Source organism: Leptodesmis sp., assembly GCF_052746595.1.
This window is the reverse complement of record NZ_JBRAGO010000019.1, coordinates 33,121-51,483: the sequence shown is the minus strand read 5'-3', so window position 1 is coordinate 51,483 and position 18,363 is coordinate 33,121. Positions and strand designations below refer to the sequence as shown.

Sequence of the window (18,363 nt, the reverse complement as noted above, 5' to 3'; positions counted from 1 at the left end):
TCTCAGATTAGCACTGACACCACCACCTCGCGTCAGCAGGTGGTCTGAGCTTCATAACCTACGCTCAGGCAAATTTGAAATATCGGGAGGCCAGAGCACAGGCAGAGCATGCTCGCTCTGTGCTGGATCAGGCGTTGAGTACTTCAGAGCCAGAGAAAACCGTAGAGCCAAAAACCTCTAACAAATAGAGCCATTAGTAGTAAGAGCGTAAGCAGACTGCCCATTAAATAAAAGGGTTTTTGAAAAGTATCTGGCGGTTAAAACTGCGACTACACTCACCAAATCTGCCGACGCAGACTCAATACAATCAAGGTTTTCAGTAACCTGCGTCGGCAGATTTTCTCCGCATAGCCGCGACTTCAGCCGCTGGAGTGATCAACGAATACTAATCCAGGTAGCCCATCAATACCGCGGGTTCAGGATCATCCTCGTTGGGGGCAATAGGACGATTGCCAGGGAGCATGGAGGCTTCCAGCAGTTCGTGCGGACTTGCCATAATCGGCCGATGGCCAGGTAGCATAGCACCCTCTACAGCCCTAAATCCACTGTCAAAAATAGGACGATCGCCCGGCAGCATATCCAGCACTCTCAAGCTACTGGCTTCAATGGGACGACCATTCAAATAGGAACCAGCTAGCACTAAATGACTGACTGCTATCGGGCGCACCCCTGCTACAGAAATGGTTTCTGCAACCTCAATTTCACTGGGCATCACAGGCCGATCCCCAACCATTGCAACAGGTTGGCGCAGGGCGATCGAAGATTGTTCCGAACCCCCTTCTTGAACAGGTCGAGTTGTGATTTGAACCACGTTGTCTGTGCTCATAGAATCTCCATCGTTTGTGTTAGCACTGTCCGGCTTGACCGTCTGCTCCTCAACCACTTTGCTGACTTCTGATGCAGCTTTGGTAGAGCGGGAAGAACGCGCTTTTTGACCAGAGGATTTAGATAAGTCTTCAGTTGCCTTCGCCGTATTATCAGCAGTCATGGCGGATAGCTCCTTAAGCAATTTGTTAACGCTAGGAATACACCTGATTTCTTACCAGCTTTGTCTATATAAGCCCGTTGCTGATTAAGCTTGATTGCTCCAAACGGGTAAGCTAGGTTTTCCAACGATATCTGTAAAACTTAATTAATAATTATAGATGGAAGTAGCAACAGAAAATCCTCAGGTTCATCGGGAAAAGCTGTAGCCCTTATTGAGTCAACTAATCAATGAAAGGGAGCACAGATCCCTCCGTACTCCCACGTTTACAGTTCTAAACTCGAGCTGCAATTTTAGCTTCTTTTGCCGCTAGACGTTCATAGGTAGCCCGCATCTTTAAGCCCGTTAGCACCTGGAACAGACCCGTACCGTTGTTAGAACCTGGATAATCCCGATGCTGCAACAGCAACTCAGTTAATTCACCGTTATACTTGGCGGACGTATTGCTCAGGTGTTGTTCGATGTAAATCACTTCTTCCAGGCGATCAAACTGGCCATCGACCTCCAGCACAGAAACTCCATGCCCATAGTAGGTATCGGGACCGTAGTGCATCCGAATTCCAGGATAAGAACAGGTGAGTTTGCGGCCACAGGGGATCCAGTCGATTGTCGAACCTTCATCAAACAGGTAAGCGGGTTCAAATCCTTCTACCCCATCCCGCTGAATCATTTGTACACGCAGGACTTTGCGCTCCTGATCGTTTTGAATCAGCTTCGTCGGTAATACTTGAATGACCACATCCGCAAATTCTTTTTGAGGGTCAATATAAGCCTCAAAATCCGGACGACGGGAGTTAATGGCTGCCAACACATCTTCATAGGTGTGGCCCCGTTCTGACATATCCCGCTGGATCTTCCAGGCGATTTTCACTTCATCGCTAATATCTAGGTAGACACTGAAGTCGAGCAATCCCCGAACCCGCTCATCATAGAGGGGATGCAGTCCTTCAATCACAACGATGTGATTAGGTTCCACAAGCTCCGGCGGATCGATCGTGCCAGTCTCATGATTGTAGATGGGCTTGTTAATTGTTTCGCCGCTCTTCAGGGCTTTGATCTGCTCATACATCAGATCAAAGTTATTGGCTTTGGGATTGAGCGCGGTAATGCCTGTTTCCTTCCGTTGCTTCCGATCCAGACAGTGGTAGTCATCCAAGCAAATGACGGTGACAAAGTCTTCTCCAAATAAATCTGTTAATCGGCGCAGGAAGGTGGACTTGCCGCACCCAGAATCTCCGGCAACGCCAATTAAAACCACACGGTCTGGCTTACTGGTCATAATTTTCCTCTAACGAAAGGGTTGCTCAATCACTAGGTTGACGAAAAAATTTTTCACCTTTGGGCTAACTGGATTTGCTTGGAGTGGCAATGCACTAGCGAAACCAAGTGTTGAGTTGCCGGAAATGACACTTAACACTATGACGACTAACCCTCAGCAGTAGCGCAAAAAATTGCGCTAAAAATCAAGAAAAGATTTTGCAGCTTATAACAGCAGAGCTGATCTGACTCGCTGGCAGCGCAAAGTCTTTTACATAAGTATTTAATACTACCGTTATAGTGATCTTACCAAAAGGGGATCATCGCTACAAGCTAGAGGCTAAGGAAATTTATGAGAGGTTTGATATCCAACAATTGAAGTTTTCTAAAGTTTTCTGGAAAATTGTAGCGATCGCTCGCTGCACATTCCCTTTGATCCCTCCATTTCCTACATTTACCTACATTTAAGTTTAGTAGTTCTATTCTAAATTGCTTTTGCATCTAGCTCCTTTAGGATAAAGGTATGCTGGGTAATTGGTCAAATAGGGCACATTACCGCACAATAATTAAGTTAGGTTAGGTTTTCAGCGGAGTATTAGACAACATGGACAATCCAAGCGCATCCAGCGCAACGGCCAACACAGGCTCTGGAAGCCGTTTGTTTCGATTTGAGGTCGTTGGGCTACGCCAGAGTCCGGCAACGGATGGGATGACTTACCCGATTCGGAACAGTGGCCATACCTTCATTACCGTTCCCTACGAGCGTATGAGCGATACCTTCCAGCGCATCACTCGGATGGGCGGCAAAATTGTCAATATTGAGCCTGTCGATGTTCTGCAAAGTAAGAATGGAAACGTTCCTCCAGAACAGAAATCAACCTCGAAAGCCTCGCAAACTGTACACAACAGTACACCAGCAACCGAGAGTAAGCCCATGACTCAAGCGAAAGCGGCGGCTACGGATATTCCCATTAACATTTACCGTCCCACCGCGCCTTTTATTGGCAAGTGCATTTCTAACGAACCTCTGGTCAAAGAAGGTGGGATTGGCATCTGTCAGCACATCAAGTTCGACATTTCCGGCAGCAATCTGCGTTATCTGGAAGGTCAGAGTATTGGCATTATTCCCCCTGGATTGGATAAAAATGGCAAGCCTGAGAAACTCCGTCTCTACTCCATTGGTTCCACTCGCCACGGCGATGATCTGGATGATAAAACCGTTTCCTTGTGTGTGCGACAACTGGAGTACAAGCATCCCGAAACTGGGGAGACGGTCTACGGGGTCTGCTCAACCTATCTCTGCAACCTGAAACCGGGTGATGAAGTTAAGATTACAGGGCCAACGGGCAAAGAAATGTTGTTACCAGAAGATCCGGATGCCAAAATCATTATGATGGCGACTGGAACTGGAATTGCTCCTTTCCGGGCCTACCTGTGGCGGATGTTTAAAGATGGAGAACGGGCCATCAATCATGACTATCAATTTAAAGGGTTAGCCTGGTTGATCTTTGGCGTTACCACCACGTCTAATATCCTATACAAGGAAGAACTGGAAGAAATGCAGCAAAAATATCCCGATAACTTCCGTCTCACCTATGCCATCAGTCGGGAACAAAAGAATCCCGAAGGAGGCCGGATGTACATTCAACACCGGGTTGCAGAACACGCCAAAGAGCTATGGAACCTCCTGAAAGAGGAGAAAACCCATGCTTACATTTGTGGCCTCAAAGGTATGGAAGATGGCATTGATGCAGCTTTTTCAACTGTGGCAGCAGCAGAAGGTATCGAGTGGAAAGAATATCAGCGCCAGTTGAAGCGAGCAGGCCGCTGGCACGTTGAAACTTACTAGAGATCCCTAGAGTTGCTCTAGAGCGGGAAACCGGGTTTCTCAGAAGAAACCCAGTTTTTGAATGTTTAACAGACGATCGCAGGTTTCCGTTCTGTAACTAAGACTCCCGGTTCCCGCTGAATCGGTACGATGCTGAGAATGTCAGTCTGAGAGCAATATTTGAGGTCTTCGTAACATTCCAGCCGGAGCAGTCGCTTCCCATGACTGGCGTGACAAAACAACTCCAGCAGCCGATCCTGCCACTGGCGGTAGAGGCTAATCGCCCCAATCACCTCATCATTGGCTGCCAATTCTTCTAGGGAACATCCCAGGGCCTGCAACAATCCCTCTGCGATCGCACCAGCACAGACCGTATCTTCCAACGAGAAGTCGCCTTCCCATCCCGATCCAACAATCCATACGGTTTCAGGCTTTAAGTCCAGGACATACTCTACAACTGCTCGGCGATTAGTTAAAGCAGCAGCAATCACTGTAGGCGCGGCCTGCACCCGTTGCAAGGCGCGAGTTCCATTGGTGGTGCTGATGAAGAGACGACGACCGCCTACACGATCGGGAGTGCATTCCAGGGGAGAGTTCCCAAAATCAAAGCCATCGACCGTGGCCCCGCCTCGCTCACCAGCCCGGATTCGCTTATCAGGCAACCAGTTTTCGCTCACTTGCAGCAGTTTATCGAGGTCACTGAAGACTTGCACGGCTTCTGCCCCTGCCGATAGAGCCGTGACCATTGTGCTGGTAGCTCGCAATACATCGACGGCGATCGCGCAATCGGCTGCAGTGGTAGTCGGGGTTTGTTCAGGGGTATGGAAAATCGATAGCTTCATAGATGGGAGGTTACTCGTACTGCGTGGTTTCAACTTTATGACAAATTGTGTATCACTGAGTATGAGTCTAGCGGCTGAACCAAAGCCGCAATTTAAGGAGTCGACCAGGATACAATGCCGCCAGACTATCTGTTTTAGCAGCTTGGTAGGGGCATTTTAAGCAAAGGCTTGGTTGTATCAATTTTTGCCTTCTTCTTTGTAGGGTTTTCTCTATAAACTGCGAGCTTAGATTGCTTCCCTTTCCATTCCTTCCTACAATAAACCAATCTGCAGCCATTTAGATGGACTGTTTCTCTGCATGGAGGAATCATGAGCAATCGCCCAATCATTCTTGGCATTGTGGGAGACAGTGCCGCTGGTAAAACTACCTTGACGAAGGGGATTGCTTAGGTGCTGGGGCCGGAAAATGTCACCGTAATTTGCACCGATGATTACCACCGCTACGATCGCAAGCAGCGGGCTGAGCTTGGCATCACCGCGCTGCATCCAGACTGTAATTATCTGGACATCATGCAGCAGCATTTGGCCCTTCTCAGCAGCGGGCAACCCATCTTGAAACCCATTTACAACCACTCAACAGGCACGTTTGACCCACCAGAGTACATCAAACCCAACAAGTTTGTGATTGTCGAGGGCTTGCTGGGCTACTCTACCCGTGGGGCACGGGACTGTTACGACGTGAAAGTTTACTTGGCTCCTCCAGAAGACCTACGGGCGAAATGGAAAATCAAACGGGACACCCGGAAGCGTGGCTATACCGAAGAGCAAGTGCTCGCAGAAATGCGGAAGCGGGAACCGGATTCTGAACAATTTATCCGTCCCCAGCGCCAATGGTCTGACATTGTGGTGAAGTTTTATCCACCTCAAGAAGCCCCGAATGAGCGCAGCGCCCATTTAAACGTCCGGTTGGTACTCAGACCCAATATTCCTCACCCCGACCTGACCAAGGTTGTCAGTTGCGATGCCACGGCCTACTCCAAGACGACCATTCGCTTAGGACTTGATCGCGACATGGGCAAACCCGTAGATGTGCTGGAGGTGGATGGCCACGCTACGGAAGACCAGGTGATGGAACTGGAGCATTTCATTTGCGGCGATATTCCCCATTTGTTGTCGTTTTGCGATCGGGAAATGAACCCGGAACTGGGCAAAGTTGTGGGAACCACCGGAGAAATGCTGCAAAGCTACCCGCTGGCAATTACCCAACTGCTGGTGGCCTACCACATGCTGAAGGCGATCGAGGGGTCGCTTTAATGGAAAACGGAGAGGGCGGGATTCGAACCCGCGAGGCTCATCACCTGCTCGATTTCAAGTCGAGTGCATTCGACCACTCTGCCACCTCTCCAGAAGTGACTGTTTTAGTTTAACCTGTCTCGATCGCTCCGTACATGATTCAGCATTTACTCAGCCATGACCCATTTTTTAGTGTTGCGCAACAGTCGCTAGGGTGATTTTAATCGCTTCTGCAATGCAGCCCGGTTTTGTTGGGCTTTGGTATCGTCTGGGTTAATTTCCAAAACTTTGTCAAAGCAGACAATCGCGGCTTCCAAACGGCCCAGCTTAGCCAGTACACCACCCCGATTATTCCAGGCTCGATGATCACCAGGACGAATGACCAGCGCTTTGTCATAGCTGGCCACCGCCTCTTCCAAACGGTTCAGGTTCCTTAAAGCAACGCCTCGGTTAAACCAGGACTCGTAAGAGTCGGGGTTCAGTTCCAAAACGCGGTCATAGCTGGCGATCGCGGCTTCAAAGTTGCCCGATTTTATCTGCACACCAGCCTGACCATACCAGGCTTCCCAGGAGGCAGGATCCAGTTCCAGCGCTTTCTGGTAAGCTATTAATGCTTCCGGCTGGCGATTCAGATACTTCAAACTGTGAGCCTGTTGTAACCAGACTGCGGCATCCTGGGGTTGCAGTTCCAGGGCTTTCTGATAGCTGGAGACAGCCGCTTCGTGATCCCCTAAAGCTTGCAAAGCATCGCCACGTCCAACATAGGCAGCTTGGTAGTCTGGTTGTAATTCCAGGGCCTGAGTAAAATGCTTAATGGCTCCTTCGTAGCGGCCTGTAGCCCTTAAGGCTTGTCCCTGATAATACCAAACTTCGGCACACTGAGATCGCAGTTGCAAACAGTGATTAAACGATGCGATCGCCGCTTCTGCCTGACCTGTGGCGTAAAGGGCGTATGCCTGGTAATACCAGGCATCAAAACAATCTGGTTGGGTCTCTAGAGCAGGCTGAAAATGAGTAATTGCCGCCTCGTACTGCCCTAGTGCATAGTACGCCAGTGCCAGACTGTAATGACCGTTGGGAAAATCGGGCTGCAGGTCTAATGCTTTTTGGAAACCTGCGATCGCCACTTCGTACTGCTCCATGGCATAGGCTGCCGATGCCAGACCGTAGTGAGTCAAGGGATCATCGGCTTGTAGGGCGATCGCCTGTTCAAAGCAGGAAAGAGCATCGGCGTAGTGTTGCAGATTCAGTAATGTATAGCCTTTTTCATTCCAGGCGGCGACATGATCGGGTTGCAACTCCAGCACCTGATCAAACTGTGCGATCGCCGCTTCAAAGTTTTCCTGCTGACTCAACTCCAACGCCTGTTGAAAAATTGTTTCCACCCTGGTCGCCTCACGATAAACGATCTGACTCATAAGAGCACTCTTTGTATTTTTGCTCGAATGTTCTGCTGGCAATCTCAATTTGAGATCTTGCAACTAAGGATACCCGGATGAATTGAAAGGACTACAGGGGAATAATTTATCGATTTGGGATTTGGGGAAGCTGAGAGTAAAGAGTTGAAAGTGAAGAGTAAAACGTTTTAAGTTTTAAGTTCTGAGTTTAGAACGATCCCCTCCCCCACCTCTTCACCCCCTCCCTCCCCTCCCCCACCTGCCCCCACCTCTCACCCCTTACTGTAGACTTGAAGAGTCTTCCCGGTTCAATTGGATGCAGTCTCATGACTATCTCACCCGTTGTTGCTCCTGATTCCGCTTTTCTGTCTTCCCTGGTTGAGTTAGCAAAAAGAACTCGTGCCAGTGCACTGCACCTGGGAAGGACACCGACAGAGATGAGAAATCAGGCGTTGGAGGCGATCGCCCAGTCTCTGGAAGCCGCTGCACCGGAAATTCTGGCAGCCAATCAGGCGGATTGTCAGACTGCCCAGGAAGAGGGGTTAGCCAGTGCGTTGTATGCCCGGTTGAAACTGGATGAGACAAAGTTACGAGGGGCAATCGCAGGAGTGCGGGATGTCGGCAGGTTGCCAGATCCGATCGGAGCAGTGCAAATTCATCGAGAACTGGATACCGGATTGGTGCTGAAGCGAGTCACCTGTCCTCTAGGCGTGCTAGGCGTAATTTTTGAAGCGCGGCCCGATGCAGTAGTGCAAATTTCCAGCTTGGCGATTAAGTCGGGCAATGGAGTGATTTTGAAGGGCGGCAAAGAGGCCATTCGCTCCTGTGAGGCATTGGTGAAAGCCATTCGTCAGGGACTGGAGCAGGCCGGATTAGATCCGGAGGTGGTGCAACTGCTGACCACTCGTGAGGAAACGCTGGAATTGCTCAAGTTGGATACTTATGTGGATTTGATCATTCCCCGTGGCTCCAATTCCTTTGTCCGATTTGTTCAGGAAAATACTCGCATTCCGGTGTTGGGACACGCCGACGGCATCTGTCATTTATATATAGATAAAGCCGCTGATATTCCCCAAGCGATCGCCCTGACGATCGACTCCAAAACCCAGTATCCCGCTGCCTGCAACGCGATTGAAACCTTACTGGTGCATCAGGCGATCGCCAAAGATTTTCTCTCGCAGGCAATTGTCCCTTTGCAGGAGAAAGCCGTGGAGTTGCGAGGCGATGCCCGTACCCTGGAAATTCTCCCGATTCAACCGGCCACGGAGGCAGATTGGTCAACCGAGTATAGCGATCTGATTCTGGCGATCAAGATTGTCGATTCTTTGGAAGACGCGATCGCTCACATCAACACATATGGATCACGGCATACAGAGGCGATCGTCACCAAAGATGAGCAGGCCGCTGCAACCTTCATGGCTCAAGTGGATGCGGCTGGTGTGTACCATAACTGCTCCACCCGATTTGCCGATGGCTTCCGCTATGGTTTTGGCGCAGAAGTCGGCATCAGTACCCAAAAAATGCCTCCCCGTGGCCCCGTGGGGTTAGAAGGATTAGTCACTTACAAATATCAATTAGTCGGTAATGGCCACATGGCTGCCACCTACTCCGGTTCCAACGCCAAACCCTTTACTCACCAGGATCTGTAATGGAGGTTTTATGTCTCTCATGGTTAAAGACCTGGAGAAATTGCAACAACAAGCTCCTGACTATCGTATGGAATTAGTCAATGGGGAAATCATTGTGATGAGTCCATCAGGCTATGAGTCAGATGAAGTAGCTACTTGACTATCAGCAAAACTGTTTAACTGGGTTGACGATCATCGCTTAGGTCAGGTAGCAGGATCTGGGGCGAGATCAGGAGTGAACTACCTGACCCCTGATCCCTAATCCCCAATCCCCAACCCCCCACCGGGCTGTTAGAATCCAAGAATCTTTTTTTGATTCCTGACTCCCTATGAGCGACACGGTTCTCAACGTCAAAGACCTACAAGTTCAATTCACCACTGATGGACAAATTGTTAAAGCCGTTGATGGAGTTTCCTTTGAAGTCAAACGTGGGCAGACGCTGGGGATTGTTGGGGAATCGGGATCTGGAAAATCGGTTACGTCCTTGGCAGTAATGGGATTGGTGCCACCTCCAGGAGCCATTACAGGGGGACAAATCCTGTTTCAGGGGCGACAGGATCAGATCGAACCTGTGGATCTGGCTCAGTTACCTACTCGCCGTTTGGAAGATTACCGGGGGGGAGAAATTTCGATGATCTTCCAGGAACCCATGACTTCTCTCAATCCGGTCTATACCATTGGGTTCCAGTTAGTCGAGGCAATTTGTCTTCACAAACGACTCTCCAAAGCTGATGCGGAAAAAGAAGCGATCGCCCGCCTACAGGAAGTGCGCCTGTTGCCCAACAATGACCAACTACACCAACAATTTAATGGAGATCAGCGCGAGATCGATCGCCACAAAAACGCTTTTCTCAACCGCTATCCCCATGAGTTATCCGGCGGTCAGATGCAGCGGGTGATGATTGCGATGGCGATTTCCTGCGATCCAGCTCTGCTGATTGCTGATGAACCTACCACGGCTCTGGATGTGACGGTACAGGCGACAATTTTGGACTTACTGCGGGACTTGCGCGATCGGCGGGGCATGTCGATCATGTTCATTACTCACGACCTGGGGATCATTGCCGAAATTGCCGACCATGTGGCCGTTATGTATGCTGGCAAAATTGTCGAAGCTGGCCCGGTCTGGCAGATTTTTTCTAATCCCCAGCATCCCTATACCAAAGGGCTACTGACCTGCCGCCCGCAACTCAATCAGCGATTGCGAAAGTTACCGACGGTGGCCGATTTTATGCAGGTGTCCAAGGGACCGGATGGAGAACTGGTGATTCAGGAGCGGGCCAGGGACATTAATCAGGCGATCGCAAGTGAGGAAGTCAGTCCTGAAGAATTGCAGCAGCGGTTAACGGATTTGGAGAAAAAAGCACCCCTGCTATCGGTGCAAAACCTGCGCGTGGGATTTCCGATTCGTAACATTTTTGGCCGCACAAAACGCTATTTCATGGCCGTTAATGATGTCAGTTTCGAGGTTTATCCCGGTGAAACCCTGGGTCTGGTGGGTGAGTCCGGCTGTGGTAAATCGACGCTGGCGCGGGCGATTCTGCAACTAATTAAGCCGATGGATGGACAGGTAATGTTTGACGGGCAGGATATTACCAAACTGGAGCCTGATCAGTTGCGTCGGATGCGGCAGGATATGCAGATTGTGTTCCAGAATCCTTTCAGTTCTCTGGATGCCCGGATGACGGTGGGAGCTGCGATCATGGAGCCGATGCGAATTCACCACAAGCCCAACGATCGCACTCAACAACGCCAGCGAGCCGCCTACTTACTGGAACGGGTAGGACTGACGGCTGAGGCGATTAATCGCTATCCCCACGAGTTTTCCGGCGGTCAACGACAGCGCATTTGTATCGCCCGTGCGCTCGCCTTACAACCCAAGTTCATTATTTGCGATGAATCGGTATCGGCTCTGGATGTATCGGTTCAGGCTCAGGTGCTGAATCTTTTAAAGGAACTGCAAGCGGAATTTGATCTCACCTACATTTTCATCTCTCACGATTTAAGTGTCGTGAAATTCATGAGCGATCGCATTATCGTTATGAATCGGGGGCGTATTGAGGAAATTGGCTCTGCTGAAAGCATTTATCGCCATCCCCAGCAGGAATACACTCGTCAGTTGATTTCAGCCATTCCCGTGGGCACGCTCGAGCGCATCCGGGAACGCCAGGCCCAAAGAGGCATTTCTTTGGGATAAAGTAAATAGGTAAACAGTTCTAGCAAGGCCTATTCTTCAAGGCTCAAGTTCTTACTTACGCTCAGAGTACAATCTCCTTTAGTAATGCAAATGGAATAAACCGTTCCCTTATGCAGAAACCTCGTTTCTTCCACTTCTTTCAGCATCTCAGCCTTGCTGTTATTAAAGAAGTTATTGTCTGCTCAGGGAAACAAAGGTTACCTGGATTGGCAGCAGAGATTGCCTTTAATTCCATGATGGCAATGTTTCCGGCGATTGTCGCGATGCTGACAATCATTGGCATGGTCGGATCTTCTGAGCGGGTGTTTAAGGAATTGATGGCTCAACTAAGCCGGATCGCCCCGGTAGAGGTTTTGCACTTGATCAATAATTTTGTGACTGCCATCAGTCCGGCCAGCAATCGGGGGTTACTCTCCATTAGCTTTGTAGCCGCCATCTGGATTGCCTCTGGAGCTATTAGCTCGACTATGATTGCGCTAGATCACATTCATCAAATCCCGCATCAATATGTCCGGCCCTTCTGGAAGACGAAACTGGTCTCGCTAGTGCTGACCATTGGCACAATTCTGCTCCTGGCCATCGCATCCGTAACGTTTTTTGTCGGTGATCTGATTGTGAAAGCCCTGATTGTGCACAGCGATCAGATTGTTGAGACGATTTCGAAACGCCCTAATAATCTGACTCCCCAATTACTCACAGCCTGGTACCGCTTGAGTATGCCGATTGCCCTGCTGATGGTAGCGTTGGCGTTTGCCTTCATCTACCGCTTTGGCCCCAGCCGCTGGCGCAGAGGCACGCCTATTCTGCCAGGAGCAATTCTGGCAACCGTATTTTGGGCCATTTTTTCCACGGGCTTTCGGCTCTATGTCTCTAACTTTGGCAATTTCAACCGGATTTATGGAGCCGTAGGAGCCATTATTGTGCTGCTGATCTGGCTGCAATCCAGTGCTTTGATGATGTTGATTGGGGCGCAACTGAATTACACGGTTGGCAAAACGATTTATCAAAAGCAGCGATCGCTAGCGGATACTGCTCAATACGACCAGCAGAATACACGCAAAAATCAGTATCCACAAGACTATTCCCGGCATAAATCCCAGTAAGCCAATTCCCCGTAACAGCCAGAGGGCGATCGTCAGGGCCAGCACACCTAAAAAAATTCGAGTCGTCAGCTTCAATCGTTGCATCATCGCTTACTGCTACTCCGCAAACCGCCAATAATGCCTCCTCCCAACGCCAGCAAGACCAAAGCCCAAAGCACATAATCTGGGATACTGGGCACCCATCCCAACCCTTTGAGCAGGATCAGCACGGCCATCATGACCAGCAAGATGCCCACAATGTACAGCAGGATGGTGAGCAGCATATTGGAAGGTTGACGGTTCACAAAAAAAATCTCCTTTCAGGGGGTTTACCGGGTCGTGCCTTGATATTCTCTAGATCTTCATCCCCCTAGTCATGATCACGCAACATCCTTTTACAAAATAGCGTTACGCTGTGGAAGGGGCAGTGAGCTAGTGAGTCAGTCTGGCAAATGCCCAAGGCTTGTAGATCCAATTTTCCATTGCTCAAGGAGTTACCCAATCAGAATGACTGCTTCTACTGTATCCAACCCACGTCCTTACTCCCTCACCGTTCCTCTGCAATACCGGGATGCTCGCACTATGGCCCTGCTGCAGGGAGAAATTTTGTTAGAAACCCGTGCCCATTCTGCCTGGGGGGCTGGGGTAACGGCTCAGATGTATTTGCCAATCCAGAGAGATCGCGTCTGGGCACAACTCACAGACTATCCGCGCTGGGTGCAATTTTTTCCTGACATCACTCAAAGCCGCATTCTGGAGCGATCTCCAATTGGTCAAGGACAGGATACCCGTCAGCGTTTGTATCAGGCCGCTTGTAAGTCCTTCCTTTTTATCACTGCTGAAGTCGAAATTTATTTACAAGTGATCGAAACGGCTGGCCAACGTATTCAGTTCTATTTAGAATCCGGCAGCTTCCATGATTTTCAGGCCGACTTGCAGTTGCAAGACCTGGCTGAGGGGGTTGTACTGACGTACTCTGTGCAAGCCACTCCGACTATTCCAGTTCCCAGTCCTTTCATCCAACAAGCCATTCATTGGGATTTGCCACACAACATGCGAAACATGCGGCAAATGTTGGGTAGTCAGTAGGTTCGCAGGGCCTTATCAGGCATCAATTCGGTATCAATAAAAACACGATTGCTTCTGTAATCTTCCTTGGAGAGACTTTTCTGAGCGTCTTAACATTCCCTTTACCGTTCTTTTACAGGAAAGTTATACGGTAAGGAAGTCGTAATGTCGTGATGTGAGGAAGACGAGATTATGGTTTCCTTGGTGAAGCTTAACCGCTGGATACTTTCAGCGTCTGCCGCGCTGCTGGCAGCCGGTCTGGCTTCTTGTGCTCCCAGTGCGCCTCCTACAGCTCCAGGCGGTAGCCCCGCTACGGGTGGCGGTGGCACGATTTCAATTACTGGTGCAGGAGCAACAGCCCCTAATACCTTGTATCAGCGGTGGTTTTCGGAATACCGTACTGTGAAGCCTGATGTACAAATCAGCTACCAGTCGATTGGGAGTGGTGCTGGGGTAAATCAATTCCTGGCTCAGACTGTTGACTTTGGAGCATCAGATGATCCCATGAAAGAATCCGATGTCGCCAAGTTTCCCAAGGATCGAGGAACCCTGGTTCAAATTCCAACGACAGGTATCTTTCTCGTATTTGCTTATAATCTTGAAGGCGTTAAGGGGCTGAAGCTGTCTCGCGAAGCTTACTGTGGCATTGCCGATGGCACGATCAAAACCTGGAATGATCCTAAAATTGCCAAGGATAATCCAGGTGTAAAACTTCCCAGTACGCCACTTACCTTTGTCGTTCGTTCTGATGGTAGTGGTACCACTGCTGTCTTTACCAATCACCTGTCCAAAGCTTGCCCCAATTGGAAAGCAGGAGCCGGGAAGTCGATCGAATGGCCGACGGGTCAAGGAGCGAAAGGAAATGAAGGTGTAACGGCTCAGATTAAGCAAACTCCGGGTGGTATTGGTTACGTTGAGTTTGCCTATGCCAGAGAAAATAATCTGGAGATGGCGACCCTGCAAAACAAAGCTGGAGACTTTGTAGAACCCTCACCGGATGCGGCGGCTAAGGCATTAGAGGGGCAAAAGCCAGATGCCAACTTCGTGATTAAGGTTCCTGATCCAGCCGGAAAGGGTGCTTATCCAATTGTGAGTTTGACCTACGCCTTGCTTTACGGAAATTATCCTGCACCCAAGGGGTCTACCCTTAGAGATTTATTTACCTGGACCCAAAAAGAAGGCGGTACTGCAGCAAAAAAACAGGGCTTTATTACCCTTCCCCCAGAACTCCAGAAACAAGTGATTGCCAAACTGGATACTCTCGAGGAGAAGTAAATAGGCTTCTTTAACCACTTCGGGAACTTCCCGAAGTGGTTGTTATTGGTGCATTGAGTTCGATGGTGTATGGCTGGGGCTAGGTAATTGAGTTAGTGGTTCAACAGATTATTTCAACTATATAGATTGACGGATTATGGCTTCAACAGCAGAAAGACTTTCAGGGATGTCTTACGAACGTACGCAGACAGCGCGGGTCGTAGACAGTGGCTTTAAGTGGTTGACCTGGCTTTTTGCCATTGGTATTGGGGTAACGCTCCTAGCGATCGCTTTTCAAGTCGCCATAGACGCAATCCCGGCCATTCAAAAGTTCGGCATTATTGACTTTGTCACGGGCGTTCGCTGGAATCCCGTAGAAGATATCTACGGAGCCTGGACTCAGATCTATGGAACATTGGTCACTTCGTTCATTGCGCTGCTGATTGCTGTTCCAGTTGGTCTGGGAGTTGCCATTATTTTGAGTGAAGACTTTCTGCCCCCCAAAGTTCAACAACCGCTGGTGTTCATGGTGGAACTGCTGGCCGCGATTCCCAGCATTGTGTATGGTCTGTGGGGGATTTTTGTGCTGGCTCCTTTTTTGCAGGGGGCGATGACCTGGATTCACCAGAATTTTGGCTGGATTCCGCTGTTCAGCACTCCTCCAACGGGACGGGGAATCTACATGGCATCGATCATCCTTGCTATTATGATTCTGCCGATTATTTCCTCTATTTCCAGAGACTCTCTGGCAAGCGTCAACCCAGCACTGCGTCAGGCTGCCTATGGTTTGGGAGCCACACGCTGGGAGACCCTGATCCAGGTGATTATCCCCACCGCGATTTCTGGGATTATCGGGGGTGTGATGCTGGCACTGGGTCGAGCGATGGGAGAAACGATGGCCGTCACCATGTTGATCGGAAATGCTAATCTGCCTTCTCCATCTTTATTTGCTCAGGGATCAACGATTTCTGCACTGCTGGCTAACCAGTTTGCTGAAGCCTCTGGTCTGCAGGTCGCTTCTTTGATGTATGCCGCGTTAATTCTCTTTGTTCTGACTTTGCTGGTAAATGTCCTGGCTGAATACATCGTGAGCAAAGTTGAGATCAAAAAGCTTTAGCCATATAGGGCGATCGCGCTACCCATCTCACAACCCAGTTCTTTTAGCATCCCCATCCTCTTCCAATCAGCACCTGAGAACTTTGTATGACCAGTCCTGAGATCACTACCTCCCTTGCTCAAGGCCGTAGCCTGACTCGTAAAGTCTCTTCCAAGACCATTTTTTCCAATCTCATGACGGGCCTGGTAATTGCCTGTGCTATATTGGCCCTGATTCCGCTGGTGGCTCTCCTCTATTACGTGATTGCGCAAGGTGTTGTCCGACTCAGTCCGCAGCTATTTACACAACTGCCGCCGCCCCCTCTTCCCCGCGATAACCCTCAGTTTTACTCTGGCGGTTTTGGTAATGCGCTTGTTGGAACATTTATGACCATTGGGATTGCTGCGCTGATCAGCATTCCCTTTGGGGTGCTGGCGGCGGTTTACCTGGCAGAGTTCGCACGAGATACTAAACTGGCTGATGTCATTAACTTTTTGACCAACGTGCTAAGCGGGGTGCCCTCGATCGTGATGGGTGTGTTCGCCTATGGTCTGATCGTAGTCAAGACTCGTTCCTATTCTGCCTTTGCCGCAGGGGTGGCGCTGGCTGTCTTGATGCTGCCGACCATTGTTAGAACCGCGACCGAAGCCTTGGAATCAGTCCCCAATAATTTACGGCAAGCTTCTGTAGGTCTGGGTGCATCTAATTATCAAACGGTTCTGCGAGTTATCCTGCCAGCCGCGATTCCGGCAATTATTACGGGAATTATTCTGGCGATCGCGCGGGCGGCTGGAGAAACTGCACCGATCATCTTTACGGCCCTGTTCAACAACTTCTGGAACTGGGACATCTGGCAACCAACCGCAACGCTCTCAGTCCTGGTCTACAATTTTGCTATTGCCCCCTTTGTCAACTGGCAGGAGTTGGCCTGGGCAGCGGCTCTTGTCCTGGTAGTCCTGGTGCTAATTGCTAACATTTTGGCTCGACAGATTACTCGCAGACGGTAGCCCTCTCCAAAGTTTTTACAAATTTAGCCAAGTTCCTTCTTCGTTTATTTCACTCCCTCCTAACTTCCAATTCCGCTTATGGCTCCCAATCTCCAGCGCAGCGCTAAAACCGATACCAGCGTTGTCTTCAGTACAGAAAACGTCAATATCTACTATGGCGATTTCCTGGCCGTCCGGGATGTTAACCTTGAGGTTCCCAAAAATGCCATTACTGCTTTTATCGGCCCTTCAGGTTGTGGTAAAAGTACCGTTCTCCGTTGTTTCAATCGCTTAAATGACCTGATCAAGTCCTTCCACCTGGATGGCAAAATTCTTTACTACGGTCAAGACTTATACACGCCTGATATTGACCCCGTTGAAGTGCGTCGCCAGATTGGGATGGTGTTCCAGCAGCCAAATCCCTTCCCCAAAACGATTTATGACAATATTGCCTTTGGCCCCCGGTTGCTGGGCTACAAGGGAGACATGGATGAACTAGTGGAAAACTCCTTGAAAGGGGCTGCACTGTGGGACGACGTGAAAGACAAGCTGAAGGCATTAGGAACTGACCTGTCTGGTGGGCAACAGCAGCGTCTTTGTATTGCTCGGGCGATCGCGGTTCAACCCGAAGTGATTCTGATGGACGAACCTTGCGCCGCTCTTGACCCGATCTCAACCCTGAAGATCGAAGACCTGATGCAGGAATTGAAAGAGAAGTACACCCTGGTCATTGTGACCCACAACATGCAACAGGCTTCTCGTGCCTCCGACTACACTGCCTTCTTCAACGTTCAGGCAAATGAGAAGGGCCAGCGGACAGGATATATTGAAGAATACGATCGCACAGAAGTGATCTTCCAGAGTCCCAAAAAACAGGCTACCCAGGAATACGTCAGTGGGCGTTTCGGTTAACAATATGCCCAGTAGAGGAAGACATGGTGCTCTTGAGCAGCTTGTCAACTGAATCCAAAACTTTTCCAAATTTTCTGTCTTAAGAAGTACCCAATCGAGATAGGATTATGGAAGGTTGCAAACGTTACAAAATGTAACAAGTCTGGAAGTTGTTCAGTGACTGGAAAATCTATGAAGCGCTATCTGTCTCGCTGGTTGTCTCTGGTTCTGGTTGTATGTATCGGTCTGATGGGTTGCTCCTCAGCTCCCGAAGGAATCCTGGGTATGACTGGAAACTACCGCCAGGATACTCTGACTTTGATTGATAGCTTGCGATCGGCCCTCCAGTTGCCTGATGATTCTCCCGACAAGGGATCTGCCCAAGCTCAAGCCCGTCAACAGATTAATGAGTTTGCGGCTCGCTATCGTCGCGATGGTTCATTGACCAAATTGCCCTCTTACACAACGATCCGTACTGCCCTCAATTCACTCGCAGGTCATTACAGTTCCTATCCTAACCGTCCAGTTCCTCAAAAGATGAAGGATCGACTGGAACAGGAATTTAAGCAAGTGGAACAGGCAATCGAACGAGGAGCCTAAGACATAAGACAATTTTGG

Annotated in this window: 17 protein-coding genes and 1 tRNA gene; 12 read left to right on the top strand and 6 right to left on the bottom strand. The window is 49.6% G+C overall.

Annotated features, from left to right (window positions below; genetic code table 11):
* Positions 1-385: 385 nt before the first annotated feature.
* Positions 386-988, bottom strand: a complete 603-nt coding sequence (locus ACUVQO_RS06380; RefSeq protein WP_445925055.1) for a hypothetical protein — start codon at positions 986-988, stop codon at positions 386-388.
* Positions 989-1,259: 271 nt separating this feature from the next.
* A complete protein-coding gene (locus tag ACUVQO_RS06375) occupies positions 1,260-2,264 on the bottom strand; it encodes a phosphoribulokinase (protein WP_445925054.1) in 1,005 nt (334 codons plus the stop codon).
* Positions 2,265-2,846: 582 nt separating this feature from the next.
* Between ACUVQO_RS06375 and petH the strand changes: the two genes are divergently transcribed.
* Positions 2,847-4,091, top strand: coding sequence for a ferredoxin--NADP reductase (gene petH / locus ACUVQO_RS06370; protein ID WP_445925053.1), 1,245 nt, complete (start codon positions 2,847-2,849; stop codon positions 4,089-4,091).
* A gap of 65 nt (positions 4,092-4,156) precedes the next feature.
* On the opposite strand, the gene ACUVQO_RS06365 is transcribed toward petH, so the two are convergent.
* Positions 4,157-4,912, bottom strand: coding sequence for a 2-phosphosulfolactate phosphatase family protein (locus ACUVQO_RS06365; RefSeq protein WP_445925052.1), 756 nt, complete (start codon positions 4,910-4,912; stop codon positions 4,157-4,159).
* A gap of 390 nt (positions 4,913-5,302) precedes the next feature.
* Here ACUVQO_RS06365 and ACUVQO_RS06360 point away from each other — a divergent pair, with 390 nt between their 5' ends.
* The gene (locus ACUVQO_RS06360; RefSeq protein ID WP_445925051.1) at positions 5,303-6,166 is read left to right on the top strand and encodes a phosphoribulokinase; all 864 of its coding nucleotides are present in this window, start codon (positions 5,303-5,305) and stop codon (positions 6,164-6,166) included.
* Between the two features lie 7 nt (positions 6,167-6,173).
* On the opposite strand, the gene ACUVQO_RS06355 is transcribed toward ACUVQO_RS06360, so the two are convergent.
* Together ACUVQO_RS06355 and ACUVQO_RS06350 are read right to left on the bottom strand one after the other, a co-directional pair.
* Positions 6,174-6,257, bottom strand: a tRNA-Ser gene (locus ACUVQO_RS06355).
* Between the two features lie 97 nt (positions 6,258-6,354).
* Positions 6,355-7,563 (bottom strand): tetratricopeptide repeat protein, encoded by a 1,209-nt coding sequence (locus tag ACUVQO_RS06350; protein WP_445925050.1) that lies wholly within the window; start codon positions 7,561-7,563, stop codon positions 6,355-6,357.
* A 305-nt stretch (positions 7,564-7,868) separates the two neighbouring features.
* Between ACUVQO_RS06350 and ACUVQO_RS06345 the strand changes: the two genes are divergently transcribed.
* The 4 genes from ACUVQO_RS06345 (at position 7,869) to ACUVQO_RS06330 (ending at position 12,471) form a co-directional block, all read left to right on the top strand.
* On the top strand, positions 7,869-9,191 hold the full coding sequence (locus ACUVQO_RS06345) for a glutamate-5-semialdehyde dehydrogenase (protein ID WP_445925049.1): 1,323 nt from the start codon (positions 7,869-7,871) through the stop codon (positions 9,189-9,191).
* Positions 9,192-9,201: 10 nt separating this feature from the next.
* Positions 9,202-9,330, top strand: coding sequence for a hypothetical protein (locus ACUVQO_RS06340; protein ID WP_445925048.1), 129 nt, complete (start codon positions 9,202-9,204; stop codon positions 9,328-9,330).
* Positions 9,331-9,499: 169 nt separating this feature from the next.
* Positions 9,500-11,368 carry an ABC transporter ATP-binding protein gene (locus ACUVQO_RS06335; protein WP_445925047.1) on the top strand — a complete coding sequence of 623 codons (1,869 nt, stop codon included), beginning with the start codon at positions 9,500-9,502 and terminating at the stop codon, positions 11,366-11,368.
* A gap of 110 nt (positions 11,369-11,478) precedes the next feature.
* The gene (locus ACUVQO_RS06330) at positions 11,479-12,471 is read left to right on the top strand and encodes a YihY/virulence factor BrkB family protein (protein WP_445925046.1); all 993 of its coding nucleotides are present in this window, start codon (positions 11,479-11,481) and stop codon (positions 12,469-12,471) included.
* Positions 12,472-12,554: 83 nt separating this feature from the next.
* On the opposite strand, the gene ACUVQO_RS06325 is transcribed toward ACUVQO_RS06330, so the two are convergent.
* Complete coding sequence (locus tag ACUVQO_RS06325) at positions 12,555-12,755, bottom strand: hypothetical protein (RefSeq protein WP_445925045.1); 201 nt, start codon at positions 12,753-12,755, stop codon at positions 12,555-12,557.
* Positions 12,756-12,957: 202 nt separating this feature from the next.
* On the opposite strand from ACUVQO_RS06325, the gene ACUVQO_RS06320 reads away from it, so the two are divergent.
* From ACUVQO_RS06320 to psb27, 6 genes are all read left to right on the top strand, one after another.
* Positions 12,958-13,539, top strand: a complete 582-nt coding sequence (locus tag ACUVQO_RS06320; RefSeq protein ID WP_445925044.1) for an SRPBCC family protein — start codon at positions 12,958-12,960, stop codon at positions 13,537-13,539.
* 171 nt (positions 13,540-13,710) lie between these two features.
* On the top strand, positions 13,711-14,793 hold the full coding sequence (pstS, locus tag ACUVQO_RS06315) for a phosphate ABC transporter substrate-binding protein PstS (protein ID WP_445925043.1): 1,083 nt from the start codon (positions 13,711-13,713) through the stop codon (positions 14,791-14,793).
* A 166-nt stretch (positions 14,794-14,959) separates the two neighbouring features.
* The gene (gene pstC / locus ACUVQO_RS06310) at positions 14,960-15,889 is read left to right on the top strand and encodes a phosphate ABC transporter permease subunit PstC (protein WP_445925042.1); all 930 of its coding nucleotides are present in this window, start codon (positions 14,960-14,962) and stop codon (positions 15,887-15,889) included.
* 86 nt (positions 15,890-15,975) lie between these two features.
* The gene (gene pstA, locus ACUVQO_RS06305) at positions 15,976-16,875 is read left to right on the top strand and encodes a phosphate ABC transporter permease PstA (RefSeq protein WP_445925041.1); all 900 of its coding nucleotides are present in this window, start codon (positions 15,976-15,978) and stop codon (positions 16,873-16,875) included.
* 78 nt (positions 16,876-16,953) lie between these two features.
* A complete protein-coding gene (gene pstB, locus ACUVQO_RS06300) occupies positions 16,954-17,766 on the top strand; it encodes a phosphate ABC transporter ATP-binding protein PstB (RefSeq protein ID WP_445925040.1) in 813 nt (270 codons plus the stop codon).
* 156 nt (positions 17,767-17,922) lie between these two features.
* Positions 17,923-18,345 carry a photosystem II protein Psb27 gene (gene psb27, locus ACUVQO_RS06295; RefSeq protein ID WP_445925039.1) on the top strand — a complete coding sequence of 141 codons (423 nt, stop codon included), beginning with the start codon at positions 17,923-17,925 and terminating at the stop codon, positions 18,343-18,345.
* Positions 18,346-18,363 lie beyond the last annotated feature (18 nt).

Coding starts and splice junctions, on each gene's coding strand:
- ACUVQO_RS06380 (WP_445925055.1), bottom strand. CDS start 988: ATGACTGCTGATAATACGGCGAAGGCAACTGAAGACTTATCTAAATCC.
- ACUVQO_RS06375 (WP_445925054.1), bottom strand. CDS start 2,264: ATGACCAGTAAGCCAGACCGTGTGGTTTTAATTGGCGTTGCCGGAGAT.
- petH (WP_445925053.1), top strand. CDS start 2,847: ATGGACAATCCAAGCGCATCCAGCGCAACGGCCAACACAGGCTCTGGA.
- ACUVQO_RS06365 (WP_445925052.1), bottom strand. CDS start 4,912: ATGAAGCTATCGATTTTCCATACCCCTGAACAAACCCCGACTACCACT.
- ACUVQO_RS06350 (WP_445925050.1), bottom strand. CDS start 7,563: ATGAGTCAGATCGTTTATCGTGAGGCGACCAGGGTGGAAACAATTTTT.
- ACUVQO_RS06345 (WP_445925049.1), top strand. CDS start 7,869: ATGACTATCTCACCCGTTGTTGCTCCTGATTCCGCTTTTCTGTCTTCC.
- ACUVQO_RS06340 (WP_445925048.1), top strand. CDS start 9,202: ATGTCTCTCATGGTTAAAGACCTGGAGAAATTGCAACAACAAGCTCCT.
- ACUVQO_RS06335 (WP_445925047.1), top strand. CDS start 9,500: ATGAGCGACACGGTTCTCAACGTCAAAGACCTACAAGTTCAATTCACC.
- ACUVQO_RS06330 (WP_445925046.1), top strand. CDS start 11,479: ATGCAGAAACCTCGTTTCTTCCACTTCTTTCAGCATCTCAGCCTTGCT.
- ACUVQO_RS06320 (WP_445925044.1), top strand. CDS start 12,958: ATGACTGCTTCTACTGTATCCAACCCACGTCCTTACTCCCTCACCGTT.
- pstS (WP_445925043.1), top strand. CDS start 13,711: ATGGTTTCCTTGGTGAAGCTTAACCGCTGGATACTTTCAGCGTCTGCC.
- pstC (WP_445925042.1), top strand. CDS start 14,960: ATGTCTTACGAACGTACGCAGACAGCGCGGGTCGTAGACAGTGGCTTT.
- pstA (WP_445925041.1), top strand. CDS start 15,976: ATGACCAGTCCTGAGATCACTACCTCCCTTGCTCAAGGCCGTAGCCTG.
- pstB (WP_445925040.1), top strand. CDS start 16,954: ATGGCTCCCAATCTCCAGCGCAGCGCTAAAACCGATACCAGCGTTGTC.